This is a genomic window from Sulfitobacter sp. THAF37, assembly GCF_009363555.1.
Classification (GTDB): domain Bacteria; phylum Pseudomonadota; class Alphaproteobacteria; order Rhodobacterales; family Rhodobacteraceae; genus Sulfitobacter.
Genome location: NZ_CP045372.1, coordinates 2,898,985 through 2,915,713, shown reverse-complemented (window position 1 = coordinate 2,915,713; position 16,729 = coordinate 2,898,985). Strand labels below are relative to the sequence as shown.

The window sequence follows — 16,729 nt, the reverse complement described above, 5'->3', positions numbered from 1 at the left end:
AACAGAGGATTTTTCGCATCAGGTGGGCGTCGGCGTTTCGGCCTGTTGCAAATGTGAATGGACAGTCCAACTCACAGGGCTGAAAGTTGAGCTCTGCTCACTGCGCTTTTTTAAAAGGGGGAATTGATGACTGGTATTTTCAACGGCGGCAGACGCTCCGCGTTCATGGCCATGGCGGGGATCGTCATCGCTGTTTTTGCCGCTGCGCCGGGACATGCCCAGATCACCGCGTTCAAACAGGCCGTGGCCGAGGCTGCCGCCGATGACGCCGATATCGCGGCTTTTTATCGCGAGACCGGCTATCAGCCGATCTGGACCGCCCCGGACGATGCCAGCCGCGCCCGCCGTGCGGAGCTTTTGCGCGCGATACGGACCGCCGCGTCTCACGGCCTGCCCGTGGCGCGCTACGATCCCGCCGGGCTGATGGCGCGGCTTGGGACGGTACGCTCCGCCCGTGATCGCGGATTGGCCGAGGTGGAGATGAGCAAGGTGTTCCTCACCTATGCCCGCGACGTCCAGACCGGCGTGCTGACCCCGAAACGGATCGACAGCCGCATCGTCCGCGAGGTTCCCTACCGCGACCGGGGTGCCTACCTGTCGGGCATCGCCGTTTCCAAACCGGCGGCGTTCTTTCGCGCGCTGCCGCCCCGGAGCATGGAATACAACGCCCTGCTCAAGGAAAAGATGCTGATGGAGCAGCTGATGGCCAGCGGCGGCTGGGGCCCCCGTGTGCCCGAGAGCAAGCTGGAGCGCGGCGCCACCGGCCCCGCGGTGATCGCCCTGCGCAATCGGCTGATCGCGATGGACTACCTTGACCGGACCAATGGCCGGACCTTCGATCAGGCGATGCTGGACGCGGTCAAGCAGTTCCAGCTGGATCACGGTCTGAACGACGATGGCGTCGTAGGCGGTGAAACCCTCAAGCAGATCAATGTCGATGTGGAAACCCGGCTGCAATCCGTCCTGGTGGCGTTGGAGCGTGAACGCTGGTTCAACACCGAACGTGGCAAACGGCACATATTGGTGAACCTGCCCGATTTTACCGCCAAGGTCATCGACGATGGTGTCGTCACCTTCGAGACCCGTGCCGTCGTGGGGGCCAACAGGGACGACCGGCCCACGCCGGAATTCTCGGACGAGATGGATCACATGGTCATCAACCCCAGCTGGTACGTGCCCCGGTCCATCGTAACGAAGGAATACCTGCCGGCGCTGCGGCGCAACCGGAACGCGGCGAGCCATATCATCATCACCGACAGCCGGGGCCGCCGGGTCAACCGCAACGCGGTCAACTTCTCACGCTATACCGCCCGGAACTTTCCCTATTCCATGCGTCAGCCGCCGAGCCGGTCCAATGCGCTGGGTCTGGTGAAGTTCATGTTCCCGAACAAGTACAACATCTACCTGCATGACACGCCGGCGAAGAATCTGTTCGCGCGGGACGTGCGTGCCTTCAGCCACGGTTGCGTGCGCCTGGCCGATCCCTTCGACTTTGCCTATACGCTGCTGGCGCGTCAGTCCGACGATCCCGAGGGCGATTTCCAGCGCATTCTGCGCACCGGGGCGGAGACACGCGTGAACATCGAACAGCCGGTGCCGGTGCACATCATCTACCGGACGGCTGTGACCAACGCGCGTGGGCACACGGAGTACCGCGCCGACATCTACGGCCGCGATGCAAAGATCTGGAACGCACTGGCAAACGCAGGGGTGGTCTTGGGCGGCGTTCAGGGATAACCCTGCCTTGCAAATGCAGGGAAGGCGAACATGGGCCACACCGTCAGGCAGATAGCCGAAAGCATCGGCGCGCGGGCTGAAGGAGACCTTGATCTGGTCATTGCCCGCGCGGCGGAACCTGCCAGCGCCGGTCCCGACGATCTGGCGATGGCATCCACCCCCAAATATGCCGGGATGCTGGCGCAGGGACAAGCGCGGGCCGCGATGCTCTGGCCCGGGGCCGACTGGAAGGCGCTGGGGCTTCAGGCCGCGATCCTGCCGGACAGGCCGCGCTTTGCCATGTCGGGGCTCACCCGGATGCTGGACAAGGGGCAGGGCTTTGCGCCGGGTATCCATCCCTCCGCCGTGATAGACGCCAGTGCCGAGCTGGGCGAGGGCGTCAGCGTCGGTCCCCTGGCCGTGATCGGGCCGGGGGTGCGCATCGGCGCGGGCGGCGTGGTCGGGCCGCAATGCTTCATCGGGATGGACGCGAGTCTGGGGCCTGATTGCTATCTTCGCGAACAGGTCAGCATCGGCGCGCGGGTGCGGATCGGCGCGCGGTTCATCGCCCAGCCCGGTGCGCGGATCGGCGGCGACGGTTTTTCCTTTGTCACGCCGGAGCCGAGCAGCGTGGAACATGCGCGCAAGACCCTGGGCGACCAGGGCGACGCCAAACCCCAGGCCTGGGCGCGCATCCATTCGCTGGGGGCCGTCACCATCGGGGACGACGTTGAAATCGGCATGAACACCACCGTGGACAGCGGCACCATCCGCGACACGCGGATCGGCAATGGCACCAAGCTCGACAGCCAGATCCAGATTGGCCACAACGTGGTGGTGGGCGATGATACGCTGATCTGCGCACAGGTGGGCATCGCGGGCTCTTCGGTCATCGGGAACAACGTGGTGCTGGGCGGGCAATCGGGTGTCAGCGACAACATCTTTATCGGCGATCGTGCCATCCTCGGTGCCGCGACCAAGGCGCTGTCGAACGTGCCGGCGGGGCGGACGATGCTGGGCTATCCGGCCACGCAGATGGAAAGCCAGATGGAAATCTACAAGGCGCTCCGCCGTCTGCCGCGCCTGCTGCGCGATGTTGCCGCCTTGCGAAAGGTGGTTTCCAAATCAGGCGGGGATGACTAAATCGTCCCGGAGCAACGCAAGGGAAGCTTGCCATGAACACGACGGATCGAGTCATCGAGATCATCGCCGAACAGGCCATGCTTGAGCCTGAGGATGTGACCCTGGACAGCACGCCCGAGGAACTGGGGATCGACAGCATGGGGCTGGTGGAAAGCATCTTTGCCATCGAAGAGGCGTTTGACATCTCAATTCCCTTCAATGCGAACGATCCCGGCGCGTCGGATTTCGACATCTCCAGCGTGCGGACCATTGTCGCGGGGATCGAACGGCTCAGGGCCGAACAGGGCTGACATGACATGAAACGCGTCGTCATCACCGGGGCGGGAACCATCAATGCCCTGGGCCAGAATGTGCCCGAAACTCTGGCCGCGATGCGTGAAGGGGTCTGCGGCATCGGTCCGCTTGATTTCCGCGACGTAGACCGCCTGCAGATCCAGATCGGCGGGCAGGTACGCAACTTCGATGCCGAAGGGCGCTACAACCGGCAGCAGATTTCCCTGTACGACCGGTTCACCCTGTTCACGCTCGAAGCCGCCCGCGAGGCGATCGAACAGTCGGGCCTCGTCTTTTCGGGCGAATTGTCGGCCCGTGCGGGTGTTGTTCTGGGCACCGCCGGTGGCGGCGTTTCGACCTGGGACGACAACTATCGGGCGGTCTATGAAGAGGGGAAGAACCGCGTTCATCCTTTCGTGGTTCCCAAGCTGATGAACAACGCCGCCGCGAGCCATGTGAGCATGGAATGGAACCTCAAGGGGCCGTCCTTCACGGTTTCGACCGCCTGTGCCTCTTCCAACCACGCGATGGCGCAGGCCTTTGCGATGGTGCGGTCCGGCATGGCGCCCGCCATGGTCACGGGCGGATCCGAAAGCATGTTGTGTTTTGGCGGGGTCAAGGCCTGGGAAGGTCTGCGCGTGATGAGCCGCGACGCCTGCCGCCCGTTCTCGGCCAACCGCAACGGCATGGTCCAGGGCGAGGGCGCGGGGATCTTCGTCTTTGAGGAAATGGAACACGCGAAGCGACGGGGCGCCGACATTCTGTGCGAAGTGGTCGGCTGCGCGATGACCTCGGACGCGAGCGACATCGTCATGCCGTCCAAGGCGGGTGCCGCCCGTGCCATCACCGGCGCGTTGGAGGATGGTCGTATCGACCGTGAGGAGATCGGTTACATCAATGCCCACGGCACCGGCACCGCGGCGAATGACAAGACCGAATGCGCCGCGGTGGCAGATGCCTTTGGCCCGCATGCGGACAACCTGATGATCTCTTCCACCAAGTCGATGCATGGCCATCTGATCGGCGGCACGGGTGCGGTGGAACTGCTGGCCTGCATCATGGCCCTGCGCGACGGGGTGATTGCGCCCACCATCGGTTATGAAGAGCCCGACCCCGAATGCGCGCTGAACGTGGTGCCCAACGAGGCGCGCGAGGCCAAGGTCAAGGTGTCGCTGTCCAACGCCTTTGCCTTTGGCGGCATGAACGCGGTGCTGGCCCTGCGCAAGGTCTGAGCGGTCCAGGGGGACGGCAACCGCCGCCGTCGGCCGACGCTGAAATCCTGGTTTTCAAACCGTATATCTTTTGCAGATCAACCCGTCCGGCGTGCGGTATGTCTCGAACCCCATCGTCGCGTAATATGCCAGTCCCTCAGGATTGTCCGCCGCGATACTGGCGTCGATATGTGCCAGCCCCGCCGCTTTTGCCGCCGCCAGCGTGGCGGCGAACAGGGCCCGGCCCACGCCCTGCCGCGCGGCTTCCGGGCGGATGTGGGTGCCGATGATGCCCCAGCCGGGGGCGACGTCGTAGATGTTTCCCCGGGTCGCCATCTTCAGTGACTGGAAACCCAGCACCGTGCCATTGGCATCCTCCGCGACCGAGCAGCGGATCCTGTCGGGGTCTTCAAGGTAGTTGCTTCGCACGAAGTCCGCATCACTGGGGCTGCGCCGCTTGCCCATGTCGCGCAACCGGGTCAGGAATTCGCTCATTTCCGGGACATCCCGAAGTTCCGCCGGTCTGATCTTCATGTCCTGAACCCCGTCTGAAAAAAGAAAGGGCCACCTCTCGGCGGCCCGTCTCATTGGTCTATCCAACGCCGCGATGGCTTACTGCTGAACCGTCGAGACCTTGTCATAGCTGGCGGTAAAGCCGTCCAGCGACAGCGACAGCTTGACCTGCTGGTCGGGTGCCAGCGCCGGGATGATCGTGATGACCGCTTCCTTGCCGCGCTTGAAGACGTTGATGTCTTCGGGGGTGAGGCCCAGACGCACGTAGCAGCCCACAGGGTTGCAGAAGGCGTAAGGATAGCGCCGCGCCTGACCGCCATCGACCGAGATGGTCAGCTGCTGGGGCAGGGCGGTTTCCAGCGGCACGACAATTGTCGCACCGGCGGCGGCCTTGCCTCCGTCGGGCAGGCGGAACAGCGAGAATTCGGCCACCGGGGCGCCCTGACCGTCATCCAGAAGCTGGTACATCTGGCAGGGTTCGTTGCCTTCGGCGTCCTGGATGCAGCGCATTTCCCAGGCGCCGATCACCTCCTTGGTGAAGGGTTTGCCCACTTCGGGCGAGCCGTCGGCATTCTCACCCAGGCTAAGCTGATCCTCGATCGAGGAGCTGCTTTGCGGCGCCTGGTTCTGCTCGGTCTGCTCGGTCTGTGCAGGTTCTTCGGTGGGTGCGGGCGCTTCTGTCGTCTGTGCAAGGATCGCTGCCGGGCTCGCACAGGCCAGGGCCACGGCGATGGGCAGGGCTGTCAGAAATCTACTCATGTCAAATCCAGATTGGTTGCGTTACCGCGCTCTAACACGGTGCACAAAGATTGTCAGCGGGCTGGCCTGGAAAAGTGTGATGCCACACGCGATTTCCCGCTGATTTCAAGGCATCGCGGATCAGGGGCCAAAAGCAAAAAGAGGGCGCAAGACGCCCTCTTTTCACTTTGGTTCTCTCCCCGTCGGACTGGGCCGACTTTCTGACGCGACGTTACGAAAGCGCCGCACGCTGGTCAACAGTAAAAAATTGGCGGCATTTTGGCGGGTCTTCGGGCGCCAAAAAAAGGCCGCACCCGAAGGCGCGGCCAGTCTGACAGGGAGGATACCCATGATCGGAAAGGACATCTGATCACGGCAAGAACACTATGGCCTCAACAGGTTAAGATTGTATGCTTGGCGCTGACAAATTTCAGCGGGGCTATGTGTGACACAGGACATCTTCATCGGTGGCGGGGGCGATGACTACGCCACGCCGCAATATCTGAACCTCGGCTACGCCAACCGGCACGGGTTGATCGCCGGGGCCACCGGTACGGGCAAGACAGTGACGCTGCAGATCCTGGCAGAGAGCTTTTCCGCCCGCGGCGTGCCGGTCTTCCTGTCGGATGTGAAAGGCGATCTCAGCGGTCTGGCGCACTCCGGGTCGGCCGATCACAAGCTGCATGATGCCTTCACCAGCAGGGCGCAGAAGATCGGCTTCACCGACTATGCCTACAGCGCCTTTCCAGTCACCTTCTGGGACCTCTACGGCGAACAGGGCCATCCGGTGCGCACCACGGTTTCCGAAATGGGTCCGTTGCTGCTGTCGCGGCTTCTGGATCTCAGCGAAGCGCAGGAGGGTATCCTGAACATCGCCTTTCGTGTCGCGGACGAGGAAGGGCTGCCGCTGCTCGATCTCAAGGATCTTCAGGCGTTGCTGGTCTGGGTCGGCGAGAACGCAGGCGACCTTGCCCTGCGCTACGGCAATGTCTCCACCGCGTCGGTCGGCACGATTCAACGCCGCCTTCTTGTTCTGGAGAACCAGGGCGCCGCCGAATTGTTCGGCGAACCGGCGCTGGCGCTGGAGGACCTGATGCGGTGCGATGCCGAGGGCCGGGGCATGATCAACATCCTCGCCTCGGACAAGCTGATGGGCGCGCCGAAACTCTATGCCACCTTCCTGCTATGGCTCTTGTCCGAACTGTTCGAGGAACTGCCCGAGGTCGGCAACCCGGACAAACCCAAACTGGTCTTTTTCTTCGACGAGGCACATCTGCTGTTCGACGATGCCCCGAAGGCCCTGATCGACAAGGTCGAGCAGGTCGCGCGGCTGATCCGGTCCAAGGGTGTCGGCGTGTATTTTGTGACCCAGAACCCCGGCGACGTCCCTGACGATGTGCTGGGGCAGCTGGGCAACAGGGTGCAGCACGCCCTGCGGGCCTTCACCGCGAACGACCAGCGCGAATTGCGCAAGGCTGCCGATACCTATCGCCCGAACCCGGCTTTTGACACCGCCGACGCCATCCGCGACGTCGGCACCGGTGAGGCGGTGACGTCCATGCTGGAGAGGAAGGGCAATCCCGGGGTCGTGCAGCGGACGCTGATCCGCCCGCCATCGTCGCATCTGGGTCCGATCGACACGGCGGCGCGCAGGGCGCTGATGACCGCATCGCCGATGTCGGGCAAGTACGACACCCGGCTCGACCGCGAAAGCGCCTTTGAGATCCTGCGCGACCGGGCGGAAAAGGCCGCCGCCGGGGCCGCGCAGGCCGAAGCGGAGGCGGAGAAGGCCGAGCAACAGGCACCCGATGCCGACACGCCGTCGTTGCGCGAATTCAACAAGGCGCGCCGTTACGCGGGCAAGGGCGTGACCCGGTCGACCTCGCGCGGGCAGGGCAAGAGCTGGTCCCGTGAGATCGGGGGCGCTGTCGGCAGCGTGTTTATCAAGGAGCTGAAGGGGACGACAGGACGTCGCATCGTGCGCGGCATTCTGGGCGGGCTCTTCAAGGGGCGCTAGGCTCTGGACCCATTGCTTCAATATGCTCAGCGGCGATTTCACGAAATTTCGACGGTTTGGGGCGCGCAGCCAATAGTGGTTCTATTTGCAAGCGACCCAAACCGTTGAAATGAAGTGAAATCGCCGCCCTTTGGGTTTGACGGATTTTCCCGCAGCCTGCGTCACATCTGCTTGAAATAGAACCACTATTCCTGCGCAGGTGCTTCTTGTCTTCGAAAAAATCTGTCAAACTGAGCGTATGGAATTAATGGGTCCAGAGCCTAGGCTGGCACAGCGGGTGGCGCGCGTCTTTAGCGCACCACCCTATTGGCGGAAAACTATGGTACCCGGCAGCCGGGCACCGCACACTTATCTTTCGGGGATCAGACCGCGCGGACTGAACCGGAGCACCAGCAGCAGCACCAGCCCCATCGTCAGCAGCCGCATATGCGAGGCCGAGTCCAGCAGATGCGCGCGCAAGGGCGAGTTCAGGTCCATGCCGGAGGTGATGAGGTTCATCAGCCAGAAACCGATCGGTTCCACCTGCACCCAGAGGAACCAGATCAGGAAGCCGCCCAGCACCGCGCCAAAGTTGTTGCCCGAGCCGCCGACGATCACCATGACCCAGACCAGGAAGGTGAATCGCAGCGGCTGGTAGGTGCCAGGGGTCAGCTGGCTGTCCATCGTGGTCATCATCGCGCCCGCGATGCCGCAGATGGCGGAGCCCAGGATGAACACCTGCAGGTGCCGCGCGGTCACGTCCTTGCCCATCGCCTCGGCCGCGACCTCGTTGTCGCGGATCGCGCGCAGCATGCGGCCCCAGGGCGAATGCAGTGCCCGCTGGGCCATCCACATCAGGATGACCAGCACGATCGCGAAGAGCGCGATGTAGAGGACCTTGACCCAGAGCGTCGACGCCTCGACCGGGTTGAAGCCCAGGCTGGCCGCGCGTTCGACAAAGGCGGGATCGTTCTGCAGGTCGATCTCGTAAGGCACAGGGCGCGGCACGCCGATCACGTTCTTCACGCCCCGCGTCAACCAATCCTCGTTCTTGAGAATGGCGATGATGATCTCGGCGATGCCCAGCGTTGCAATCGCCAGATAATCCGACCGCAGGCCCAGCGCCGTCTTGCCGATGATCCAGGCCGCTCCGGCGGCGAACAATCCCCCCACCGGCCACGCCAGCAGCACCGGCAGGCCCAGCCCGCCAAGATATCCGGTCTGTGCGGGGTTGATCGCTTCGATCCGTTCGACCGAGGGGTCCAGCAGGGCACGGAACACCACGAAACCGCCGATCAGGATCACGAGGACGGCAAGGGTGCGCCGCCAGCCGGGCGCCATGCGCCGCATCACCACGATCACGGCGAAAATCGTCAGCGCGCCCAGCAACAGCGCCCCCAGCACGCCCCAGCCACCGGCGGCAAAGGCGCCCTCGGTCGGCGGCATGCCCACCAGTACGGCAGCCAGCCCGCCCAGCGCCACGAACCCCATGATCCCGACGTTGAACAGCCCCGCAAAGCCCCATTGCAGGTTCACCCCCAGCGCCATGATCGACGAAATCAGCCCCATGGAGATGATCAGCAACGCCGAATTCCAGCTTTGCGCAAACCCGACATAAAGGATGAGGCTGCCGATGATGCCGAAAAGAAGGGTATTTTTCAGTGTCGTATTCATACCGACTGCCCCTTGAATAGTCCGGTGGGTTTGAACAGCAGCACGATCAACAGGATCACGAAGCTGACGGCGAACTTGTAGTCCGTGCTCAGAAGCTGGACGAGGCCGGAAGGCTCAAGCCCTTCGGGCATCATGTAGCCCAGCACCTTCTTCCATGCATAGGTGATCGTCACCTCGGAAAACGCGATGACAAAGCCGCCCGCGATGGCGCCCAGCGGGTTTCCCAGACCGCCGACGATGGCGCTTGCGAAGATCGGCAGCAGCAGCTGGAAGTAGGTGAATGGTTTGAATGATTTGTCCAATCCGTAAAGGACACCGGCAATTGTCGCCAATGCCGCAACAATCATCCAGGTGATCATGACCACCCGTTCGGGGTTGATCCCGGACAGCAGCGCCAGATCCTCGTTGTCGGAATAGGCGCGCATGGACTTGCCCGCGCGGGTCCGGTTGAGGAACCAGAACAGCAGGGCGACCACGATGATGGCGGTGACGATGGTGATTCCTTGCGTGGTGCGAAAGGACAGCCCTTCGGCAAGACCGGTCATCTCCTTGAAATCGCGGGCGGAGATGATGAAGCGTTCCCCGTCGAGAAAGTTCTGGTCATCCGCCCCGATGATGAAGCGCGTGATGCCGTTGTAGATGAAGGTCACGCCGAGCGAGACGATCACGAGGATCACCGGCTTCGCCTTCTTTTCGCGGTAGAAGCGATAGACCACCCGGTCGGTGCCCAGCAGCAGCAGGATCGTCAGCCCGATGGCAAACGGCAGGGCGAGCAATGCGGTGGGCAGCGGGCCCAGGCTGATGCCCCAGCTCTGGAATGCCCAGGTCAGCAACACTGCCGACATCGCCCCCAAGGCCATCGTGTCGCCATGGGCAAAGTTGGAGAACCGCAGGATGCCGTAGACCAGCGTGACCCCCAGCGCACCAAGCGCCAGCTGGCTGCCATAGGCGATGCCGGGGACAAGGACATAATTGGCGAGCGCGATGAATGCGTTGAGAAAGTCCATGTCACCGTTCCTCCTGGCGGCAGACCACGCGGGTACGCGGGTCCAGGATGCTGTAGTTCAGATCGCTGCGCCGGCTGACGCTCGCGATCTCGAAATCTGGGCGGCCCGAGATCCGGTCGGCGGGAAGGATCACGCCCGAAAAGGCTTCGGGCAGGTCGTCGGGGCGCGTGTCCAGATGGGCCTGAGCCTGAGCGGCATCCCTGAAAACAAGGTAGCTGCGGTCCGACGCGGCAAGGCTTTCCGCGACGTATCCCGGACGGTCCTGGCCGAAGACCGCCGCTGTCAGGCGCACCTGAGCGGGGGGGCCGAAGACGCGGGCGCAATTGCCGTTCTCGCAGGCCTCATAGATGTCGCAGACCAATGTCTCGGACATGGCGGGCCCGGCGCAAAGCGCGGTGCAGGCGGCTGTCAGTGTTTTCAGCATGCCTCAGCCCCCCAGGAACGATTTGCGGACTTCCGGATCGGCCAGAAGTTCCTTGCCGGTGCCGGTATAGGCATTCGCCCCCTGCACCAGAACATAGCCCTTGTCCGCGATCTCAAGCGCCTGGCGGGCGTTCTGTTCGACCATCAGGATCGGGATGCCGGTGCGCGCCACCTCGATGATACGGTCAAAGAGTTCATCCATCACGATGGGGCTGACCCCGGCGGTGGGTTCGTCCAGCATCAGCACCTTGGGCTGTGTCATCAGCGCGCGGCCCACGGCGACCTGCTGGCGCTGCCCGCCCGACAGCTCGCCCGCCGGCTGGCGGCGCTTTTCCTTGAGGATCGGGAACAGGTCATAGACCTGCGCCATCGTCCCGCTGAAGTCATCGGTACGGATGAACGCCCCCATCTCAAGGTTTTCCTCCACGGTCATCGAGGTGAAGATATTCGAGGTCTGCGGCACGAACCCCATGCCCTTGGCCACCCGATCCTGCGGCGACAGGTCGGTGATGTCCTCTCCGTCCAGCCGGACGTGACCCTTGCGCATGTCCAGCATTCCGAACACCGCCTTCATGCCGGTGGACTTGCCCGCACCGTTGGGGCCGACGATCACTGCGATCTCGCCGCGGTCCACGGCGATGGTGCAATCGTGCAGGATGTCCGGCCCGTTGCCATATCCAGCCGTCATGCCGTCCCCGATCAGGAAAGGGCCCCCCGGCGCGGGGCTTGATGTGCCCTTGTGCTTGGGGATCTGACTGCCTTGCCCCTTGGGGTTGGCGATGGATACATCCTTGTTGCCGCGGTCTCCGTAGGGATCGCTCATATCAGCCTCATTCCTTGCTGGCCGCCTGGGGCGGCTCGTAATCCTCGGCACAGGACACCGGGTCCGCGCAGCTGTCGCGCAACTGAGTCACGACCTCGCGCGATACCAGGTCCAGATCCTCGACAGGGGTTTCGTTGGGCGCCTGCAGCCACAGCATGATCCGCGCATCGCTGACCTGCGCCAGCATCACCGCCTGCAGGTAGGGTTCGCCCTCCCACAGGTCGCGCTGGATCTGGCGGACCACGGTGGCATGCGGCAGGTCCAGCTTGTCCGACTGCAACAGGTTGCTGGGTGCCTCGGCCTCGGCGGCGGCCCAGGCGGCATAGGTGGTAAAGAGTTCTTCGAGCGTCGAGATGCCGTCGGTGATCTCGCTTCCCGGCCAGTCCTGCGTGAAATCAAGGACGTAATCGTCGAGCAGCAGCGTCGCGCCGTCGCCGTATTGGTCCCAGGTGGCGGTCTCCCAGGCGGAGCCGCGGGCGCACATCCAGACATCCTGGCTGAGTTGCGCACAGGCCGCAGCCGTCTGGGGCAGGCTCAGCAGTGCCGCGCCCAGTGCCCATGCCAGCGCGCGCCGCATCATGCGCCTACCTTGTCCTTGTTCTTGAGCCCGGTGCCCAGATAGGCCTCGATCACCTGTTCGTTGGCCTTGATTTCGTCCAGCGTGCCGGTGGCCAGCACGCGGCCCTCGGCCATGCAGATGACCGGATCGCAGAGCCGCCCGATGAAATTCATGTCGTGTTCGATGACGACGAAGGTATAGCCACGTTCCTCGTTCAGTCGCAGGATCGCATCGCCGATGGTGTTGAGCAGGGTACGGTTCACGCCCGCGCCGACCTCGTCCAGGAACACGATCTTGGCGTCGACCATCATGGTACGGCCCAGCTCCAGCAGCTTTTTCTGCCCGCCGGAGATCTGGCCTGCCTTCTGGTCGGCCAGGTGTTCGATGGTCAGGAATTCCAGCACCTCGTCCGCCTTCGCCCTGAGCGCGCGTTCCTCGTCGGCGATGCGGCGGGTGCCGAACCAGGTGTTCCACAGGCTTTCGCCGCTCTGGCCGCCGGGCACCATCATCAGGTTCTCGCGGCAGGTCATGGAGTGGAATTCATGCGCGATCTGAAAAGTGCGCAGCAACCCCTTGTGGAACAGCGTGTGCGGGGGCAGGCCGGTAATATCCTCGCCGTCCATGTGGACCGTGCCGGACGTGGGTTTAAGAACGCCCGCGATCACATTGAAAAGAGTTGTTTTTCCCGCGCCGTTCGGTCCGATCAACCCGGTGATCGAACCCGCGTCGATGCTCAGGCTCGCGCCGTCCACGGCGTGAAATCCGCCGAAATGCTTGTGAATATCGTCAACGACGATCATCTATCCATCCCTGTGTCGGCCCTGTTTCGGGCACTTATGCGCCCGGTTTCCGGGCGCTTGGTTGTTGGATACAGCCCCGCGCAGGACGCAGGGCTGTACCTGTTATCTGGCGGTCAAGGCTTACTTGAAGCCGATGGTCTCGTTCTTGCCGTCGCGGACTTCGATCATCCGGTAGGTGCCGGCGGATTCTCCGGGACCGATCAGTTCGACCGAGGACGCGCCGACATAGTCGATGTCTTCGCCGTTCTTGATCAGCTCCAGCGCCTTGGCCAGTTCACCGGGATAGATTTTGGTGCCGGGGGCGTTGGCGACCTCAAGGATCTGATCCTTGTACTCGGCCGGGTCCATGGAACCTGCCGCCTGCATCGCCAGCAGGAACAGCGCAGCCGCATCGTAGGATTCAGGCGTGTAGGGCGAGGTGCCGTCGAAACCGCCTTCTTCGGCCATCTTCGTGAACGTCTCGATCCCCGGACCTTCGGAACCCGCGATCTGGCCGTAGGAGCCGTCGAGGTCGGGGCCGATGTTCTTGGGCAGGTTTTCACCGATCATGCCGCCGGGCAGACCGAAGGTGTCCCAGGCGCCCGCGTCGAGCGCGGATTTGATGATGCCGGCACCGCCCTGGTCGAGATAGCCCGCGACGACCAGCAGATCGCCGCCCGCAGACGCCAGCGCGCCCACCTCGGCGGAGTAGTCGGCCTTGCCGTCCTCATGCGCCGCAACGATGGTCACTTCACCGCCGACGGCCTTGAACGAGGATTCGATCGCGTCCGCCAGACCCTTGCCGTAGTCGTTGTTGGTATAGGTCAGCGCGATGGATTCCACGCCGCGTTCCTGCAGGATTTCTGCCATCACTTCACCTTCGCGCGCGTCGGAAGGCGAGGTGCGGAAGAACAATCCGTTGTCTTCCATCGTGGTCAGGCCCGGCGATGTCGCGGAGGGCGAGATCAGGACCATGCCGTTGGGGATTGCTACGTTCTGCAGCACCGCGCCGGTCACGCCGGAACAATCGGCACCGATCAGCCCATTGACGCCCTCGGCAATCAGGCGTTCCGCGCCCGACACCGCCAGAGCGTTGTCGATGCAGCCGGAGTCCGCGCGCGTGCTGGTCACGGTTGCCCCGTCGAGCAGCAGGCCGCTGTCGCTGATTTCCTTCATCGCCATTTCCGCGCCGGAGGCCATTGGGCCGGTCAGCGATTCAATCGGCCCTGTAAAGCCGAATACAATGCCAAGTTTCACTTCCTTGGCATGGGCATCGGCCAGCGCCGAGGTCGCCACAAGCGCCGCGGCGGTTGACGCCAAAAGCATCTTTTTCATGTATTTTCTCCCTATTGGAACAAGATGTTCGCGGAGAAACGTAGGCAATGGTTTGCCAAAAGAAAAGGAGTTTTTCCCTTTCCCAAAGGTCCACCTCAAGCTCTGTTGATCCGGGATTTGTGGAAAGTCGGAGCGCAAAAGTTAGATTCCTCGAAAATGCCGATCCAAACGGGAGCTTTGATATGCCGATCACGAGAAACTATGCACATTTCCTGCGATTGATCGCGGCATGCACATTGTTCCCGCTGTCGGTCGCCGCGCAGGATAATTGGGCATTTCAACCCGTGGTGCGCGACCTGGACACGCCCTGGGCCATTGCGCCGATGCCGGACGGGGGGCTGCTGGTCACGGAAAAGGACGGCAGGTTGCTGTTGCACCGCGATGGCAACACCAGTGAGGTCGCTGGCGTGCCGCAGGTCGAGACCGGCGGGCAGGGGGGGCTGCTGGACATCACGCTGGCGCGCGATTTCGACGCGACGCGCACCCTGTTTCTGACCTTTGCCAAGGATCAGGGCGGGGGCAGCGGCACCGCCCTGGTGTCCGCACGGTTATCGCAGGACGGCCGGACGCTCGAACAGGTGCGCCAGTTGTTCGAGATGAAACCCGGCAGCCGTGGCGGCCGCCACTTTGGCAGCCGCGTCGTAGAGGCGACGGACGGGACGCTTTTCGTCACCATCGGCGAACGCGGAGATCGCCCAGCGGCACAGGACCTCTCCCGGCACAACGGATCGGTCGTGCGCGTCAACCGGGACGGCAGTGTGCCGCAGGACAATCCTTTCGTGGATCAGGAGGGGGCGTTGCCGGAAATCTGGTCTTATGGACATCGCAACCCGCAGGGGGCCGGTCTGGACCTGGAGGGGAACCTGTGGGTGTCGGAGCACGGAGCGCAGGGCGGAGACGAGGTAAACCGGGTGCGGAAGGGCGCGAACTACGGCTGGCCCGTAATCTCTTACGGGCGGCATTATTCCGGCGCCAAGATCGGGGAAGGCACCTCAAAACCCGGGATGGAGCAACCCGCGTACTATTGGGACCCCTCGATCGCGCCGTCGGGTCTCATGGTGTATTCCGGGGCGCTGTCGGAGGACCTGCGCGGGGATATTTTCGTGGGGGCGCTCAAGTTCGACTATATCGCCCGTCTCAGCGGGGACCCGCTGGAAGAGGTCGAGCAGATCAAGGGCCCCGAAACCGCGCGGGTCCGCGACATCGTCGAAGGCCCCGAAGGCGCGATCTGGTTCATTTCGGTCGGCGAGGCCACGGTGTACCGGATGACATCTGCCGATTGAGGGTGTCAGACTGACAGATCGCCGCCGCGCGGCGGCAGGCCCGATGCCCGACATCCAAAGCCGGGGCGCATCATGCCATCGGTGCGGGGGCTGCTGACCGTGTGCCGGAGTATTTTCCGCATAAGGAAGCGAGGGCCCGTGCCCTAGCCGGGCGTCGCTCAGATGGACAGGCGGGCTGCGTGACTGCCGCGTTCGCGGTAGGGCGTGGTGTCGTAATGTGCCCGGTAGCATTTCGAGAAATGCGACGGCGAGGCGAATCCGCAAGCCAAGGCCACGTTGATCACGCTCATGTCGGTCTGCATCAGCAGGTTGCGGGCCTTCTGCAGGCGCAACTCCATGTAGTACCGCTTGGGGGAGCGGTTGAGGTAGCGGCGGAACAGACGCTCCAGCTGTCGTGTTGACATGCCCACGTCGCGCGCCATCACCGAGGGGCTGATCGGCTCTTCGATGTTGGCTTCCATCATCTGGATGACCTGGCTGAGCTTGGGGTGGCGCACACCGATGCGGGTCGGCACGCTGAGGCGCTGGGTGTCCTGATCCGTGCGGATCGACGAATAGATCAGCTGGTCGGCCACCGCGTTTGCCAGATCCTCGCCCTGGTCGTCGGCAATCAGTTTCAGCATCAGGTCGATGGAGGAGGTCCCCCCCGCCGTGGTCAGGCGGTTGCCGTCCACCACGAAGACAGACTTGGTCAGGTTCACCTCTTCGAATTCTTCGGCAAAGCTGTCGTGGTTTTCCCAGTGGATCGTCGCGCGTTTGCCGTCCAGCAGTCCGGCCCGGGCCAGCGTGAAAGCGCCCGTGCAGAGGCCGCCGACGGTCAGCCCCTTGCGCGCCTCGCGGCGCAGCCAGCTCAGGACCTTCTTGGTGGTGGCATCCTGCACGTCCAGACCGCTGCACACCAGAATTGTATCGTCGCGCGCCAATTCATCGAGATCGGCGTCGAGCTGGAAAATCGTCCCGGCGGAGCATCGCGCGCTTTCCCCGCCCTCGCCGATGACGGTCCAGCAATAGATGTCCCGCCCCGCCATCCGGTTCGCGATGCGCAGGCATTCAATTGAGGTGGAAAAACTGAGCAGGCTGAAGTCGTTCAGCAGAACGAACACGAAACGTCGTGGTTTCGAGACCTCTGTGGTTTTGCGCACGGCGTGGCGTGTTTGAGACATCGCAGAGCCCCTTTGTACTATGATGCGCGGCATTGAATCGGCGTGTTACAATACCGACACATTCTGCCGCAATCTTAGGTCACGGGTTTGAGG

The 16,729-nt window shown here is 63.2% G+C and carries 16 protein-coding genes; 6 read left to right on the top strand and 10 right to left on the bottom strand.

Annotated features, from left to right (window positions below):
• Positions 1 to 165 precede the first annotated feature (165 nt).
• The 4 genes from FIU94_RS14285 to FIU94_RS14270 are packed head-to-tail and all read left to right on the top strand — an operon-like array spanning position 166 to position 4,364.
• Positions 166 to 1,737, top strand: coding sequence for a murein L,D-transpeptidase (locus FIU94_RS14285; protein WP_152467073.1), 1,572 nt, complete (start codon positions 166 to 168; stop codon positions 1,735 to 1,737).
• 30 nt (positions 1,738 to 1,767) lie between these two features.
• A complete protein-coding gene (gene lpxD / locus FIU94_RS14280) occupies positions 1,768 to 2,859 on the top strand; it encodes a UDP-3-O-(3-hydroxymyristoyl)glucosamine N-acyltransferase (protein WP_152466420.1) in 1,092 nt (363 codons plus the stop codon).
• Positions 2,860 to 2,891: 32 nt separating this feature from the next.
• Positions 2,892 to 3,149, top strand: coding sequence for an acyl carrier protein (locus FIU94_RS14275; RefSeq protein WP_152466419.1), 258 nt, complete (start codon positions 2,892 to 2,894; stop codon positions 3,147 to 3,149).
• Positions 3,150 to 3,155: 6 nt separating this feature from the next.
• Complete coding sequence (locus FIU94_RS14270) at positions 3,156 to 4,364, top strand: beta-ketoacyl synthase (protein WP_152466418.1); 1,209 nt, start codon at positions 3,156 to 3,158, stop codon at positions 4,362 to 4,364.
• A 54-nt stretch (positions 4,365 to 4,418) separates the two neighbouring features.
• On the opposite strand, the gene FIU94_RS14265 is transcribed toward FIU94_RS14270, so the two are convergent.
• Together FIU94_RS14265 and FIU94_RS14260 are read right to left on the bottom strand one after the other, a co-directional pair.
• Entirely contained in the window at positions 4,419 to 4,877 is a 459-nt protein-coding gene (locus tag FIU94_RS14265; RefSeq protein ID WP_152466417.1) for a GNAT family N-acetyltransferase, read from the bottom strand.
• Positions 4,878 to 4,955: 78 nt separating this feature from the next.
• Positions 4,956 to 5,615: an invasion associated locus B family protein gene (locus tag FIU94_RS14260; RefSeq protein WP_152466416.1), complete on the bottom strand. Its 660-nt coding sequence runs from the start codon at positions 5,613 to 5,615 to the stop codon at positions 4,956 to 4,958.
• A gap of 424 nt (positions 5,616 to 6,039) precedes the next feature.
• On the opposite strand from FIU94_RS14260, the gene FIU94_RS14255 reads away from it, so the two are divergent.
• Positions 6,040 to 7,611 carry a helicase HerA-like domain-containing protein gene (locus tag FIU94_RS14255; RefSeq protein WP_152466415.1) on the top strand — a complete coding sequence of 524 codons (1,572 nt, stop codon included), beginning with the start codon at positions 6,040 to 6,042 and terminating at the stop codon, positions 7,609 to 7,611.
• 348 nt (positions 7,612 to 7,959) lie between these two features.
• Here the strand turns inward: FIU94_RS14255 and FIU94_RS14250 are convergent, their stop codons facing one another.
• The 7 genes from FIU94_RS14250 to FIU94_RS14220 form a co-directional block, all read right to left on the bottom strand.
• Entirely contained in the window at positions 7,960 to 9,264 is a 1,305-nt protein-coding gene (locus FIU94_RS14250) for a branched-chain amino acid ABC transporter permease (RefSeq protein WP_152466414.1), read from the bottom strand.
• Positions 9,261 to 10,271 (bottom strand): branched-chain amino acid ABC transporter permease, encoded by a 1,011-nt coding sequence (locus FIU94_RS14245; RefSeq protein ID WP_152466413.1) that lies wholly within the window; start codon positions 10,269 to 10,271, stop codon positions 9,261 to 9,263. The genes FIU94_RS14250 and FIU94_RS14245 overlap by 4 nt, the downstream gene beginning before the upstream one ends.
• Position 10,272: 1 nt before the next feature.
• On the bottom strand, positions 10,273 to 10,695 hold the full coding sequence (locus tag FIU94_RS14240; RefSeq protein ID WP_152466412.1) for a hypothetical protein: 423 nt from the start codon (positions 10,693 to 10,695) through the stop codon (positions 10,273 to 10,275).
• A gap of 3 nt (positions 10,696 to 10,698) precedes the next feature.
• Positions 10,699 to 11,517, bottom strand: coding sequence for an ABC transporter ATP-binding protein (locus FIU94_RS14235; RefSeq protein WP_152466411.1), 819 nt, complete (start codon positions 11,515 to 11,517; stop codon positions 10,699 to 10,701).
• A gap of 7 nt (positions 11,518 to 11,524) precedes the next feature.
• Positions 11,525 to 12,097: a hypothetical protein gene (locus FIU94_RS14230; protein WP_254702549.1), complete on the bottom strand. Its 573-nt coding sequence runs from the start codon at positions 12,095 to 12,097 to the stop codon at positions 11,525 to 11,527.
• Positions 12,094 to 12,876 (bottom strand): ABC transporter ATP-binding protein, encoded by a 783-nt coding sequence (locus FIU94_RS14225; protein WP_152466410.1) that lies wholly within the window; start codon positions 12,874 to 12,876, stop codon positions 12,094 to 12,096. Before FIU94_RS14225 ends, FIU94_RS14230 begins: the two co-directional genes overlap by 4 nt.
• Before the next feature lie 120 nt (positions 12,877 to 12,996).
• Positions 12,997 to 14,190: an ABC transporter substrate-binding protein gene (locus FIU94_RS14220; protein WP_152466409.1), complete on the bottom strand. Its 1,194-nt coding sequence runs from the start codon at positions 14,188 to 14,190 to the stop codon at positions 12,997 to 12,999.
• Positions 14,191 to 14,372: 182 nt separating this feature from the next.
• Here FIU94_RS14220 and FIU94_RS14215 point away from each other — a divergent pair, with 182 nt between their 5' ends.
• Positions 14,373 to 15,473 (top strand): PQQ-dependent sugar dehydrogenase, encoded by a 1,101-nt coding sequence (locus tag FIU94_RS14215; RefSeq protein ID WP_152466408.1) that lies wholly within the window; start codon positions 14,373 to 14,375, stop codon positions 15,471 to 15,473.
• A 158-nt stretch (positions 15,474 to 15,631) separates the two neighbouring features.
• On the opposite strand, the gene FIU94_RS14210 is transcribed toward FIU94_RS14215, so the two are convergent.
• On the bottom strand, positions 15,632 to 16,636 hold the full coding sequence (locus FIU94_RS14210) for a GlxA family transcriptional regulator (protein WP_172975911.1): 1,005 nt from the start codon (positions 16,634 to 16,636) through the stop codon (positions 15,632 to 15,634).
• Positions 16,637 to 16,729: the final 93 nt, after the last annotated feature.

What these genes read in the sequence shown, in the direction of transcription:
- FIU94_RS14285 (WP_152467073.1), top strand. Translation starts at nt 166, where the DNA reads ATGGCCATGGCGGGGATCGTCATCGCTGTTTTTGCCGCTGCGCCGGGA.
- lpxD (WP_152466420.1), top strand. Translation starts at nt 1,768, where the DNA reads ATGGGCCACACCGTCAGGCAGATAGCCGAAAGCATCGGCGCGCGGGCT.
- FIU94_RS14275 (WP_152466419.1), top strand. Translation starts at nt 2,892, where the DNA reads ATGAACACGACGGATCGAGTCATCGAGATCATCGCCGAACAGGCCATG.
- FIU94_RS14270 (WP_152466418.1), top strand. Translation starts at nt 3,156, where the DNA reads ATGAAACGCGTCGTCATCACCGGGGCGGGAACCATCAATGCCCTGGGC.
- FIU94_RS14265 (WP_152466417.1), bottom strand. Translation starts at nt 4,877, where the DNA reads ATGAAGATCAGACCGGCGGAACTTCGGGATGTCCCGGAAATGAGCGAA.
- FIU94_RS14260 (WP_152466416.1), bottom strand. Translation starts at nt 5,615, where the DNA reads ATGAGTAGATTTCTGACAGCCCTGCCCATCGCCGTGGCCCTGGCCTGT.
- FIU94_RS14250 (WP_152466414.1), bottom strand. Translation starts at nt 9,264, where the DNA reads ATGAATACGACACTGAAAAATACCCTTCTTTTCGGCATCATCGGCAGC.
- FIU94_RS14245 (WP_152466413.1), bottom strand. Translation starts at nt 10,271, where the DNA reads ATGGACTTTCTCAACGCATTCATCGCGCTCGCCAATTATGTCCTTGTC.
- FIU94_RS14240 (WP_152466412.1), bottom strand. Translation starts at nt 10,695, where the DNA reads ATGCTGAAAACACTGACAGCCGCCTGCACCGCGCTTTGCGCCGGGCCC.
- FIU94_RS14235 (WP_152466411.1), bottom strand. Translation starts at nt 11,517, where the DNA reads ATGAGCGATCCCTACGGAGACCGCGGCAACAAGGATGTATCCATCGCC.
- FIU94_RS14230 (WP_254702549.1), bottom strand. Translation starts at nt 12,097, where the DNA reads ATGATGCGGCGCGCGCTGGCATGGGCACTGGGCGCGGCACTGCTGAGC.
- FIU94_RS14225 (WP_152466410.1), bottom strand. Translation starts at nt 12,876, where the DNA reads ATGATCGTCGTTGACGATATTCACAAGCATTTCGGCGGATTTCACGCC.
- FIU94_RS14220 (WP_152466409.1), bottom strand. Translation starts at nt 14,190, where the DNA reads ATGAAAAAGATGCTTTTGGCGTCAACCGCCGCGGCGCTTGTGGCGACC.
- FIU94_RS14215 (WP_152466408.1), top strand. Translation starts at nt 14,373, where the DNA reads ATGCCGATCACGAGAAACTATGCACATTTCCTGCGATTGATCGCGGCA.
- FIU94_RS14210 (WP_172975911.1), bottom strand. Translation starts at nt 16,636, where the DNA reads ATGTCTCAAACACGCCACGCCGTGCGCAAAACCACAGAGGTCTCGAAA.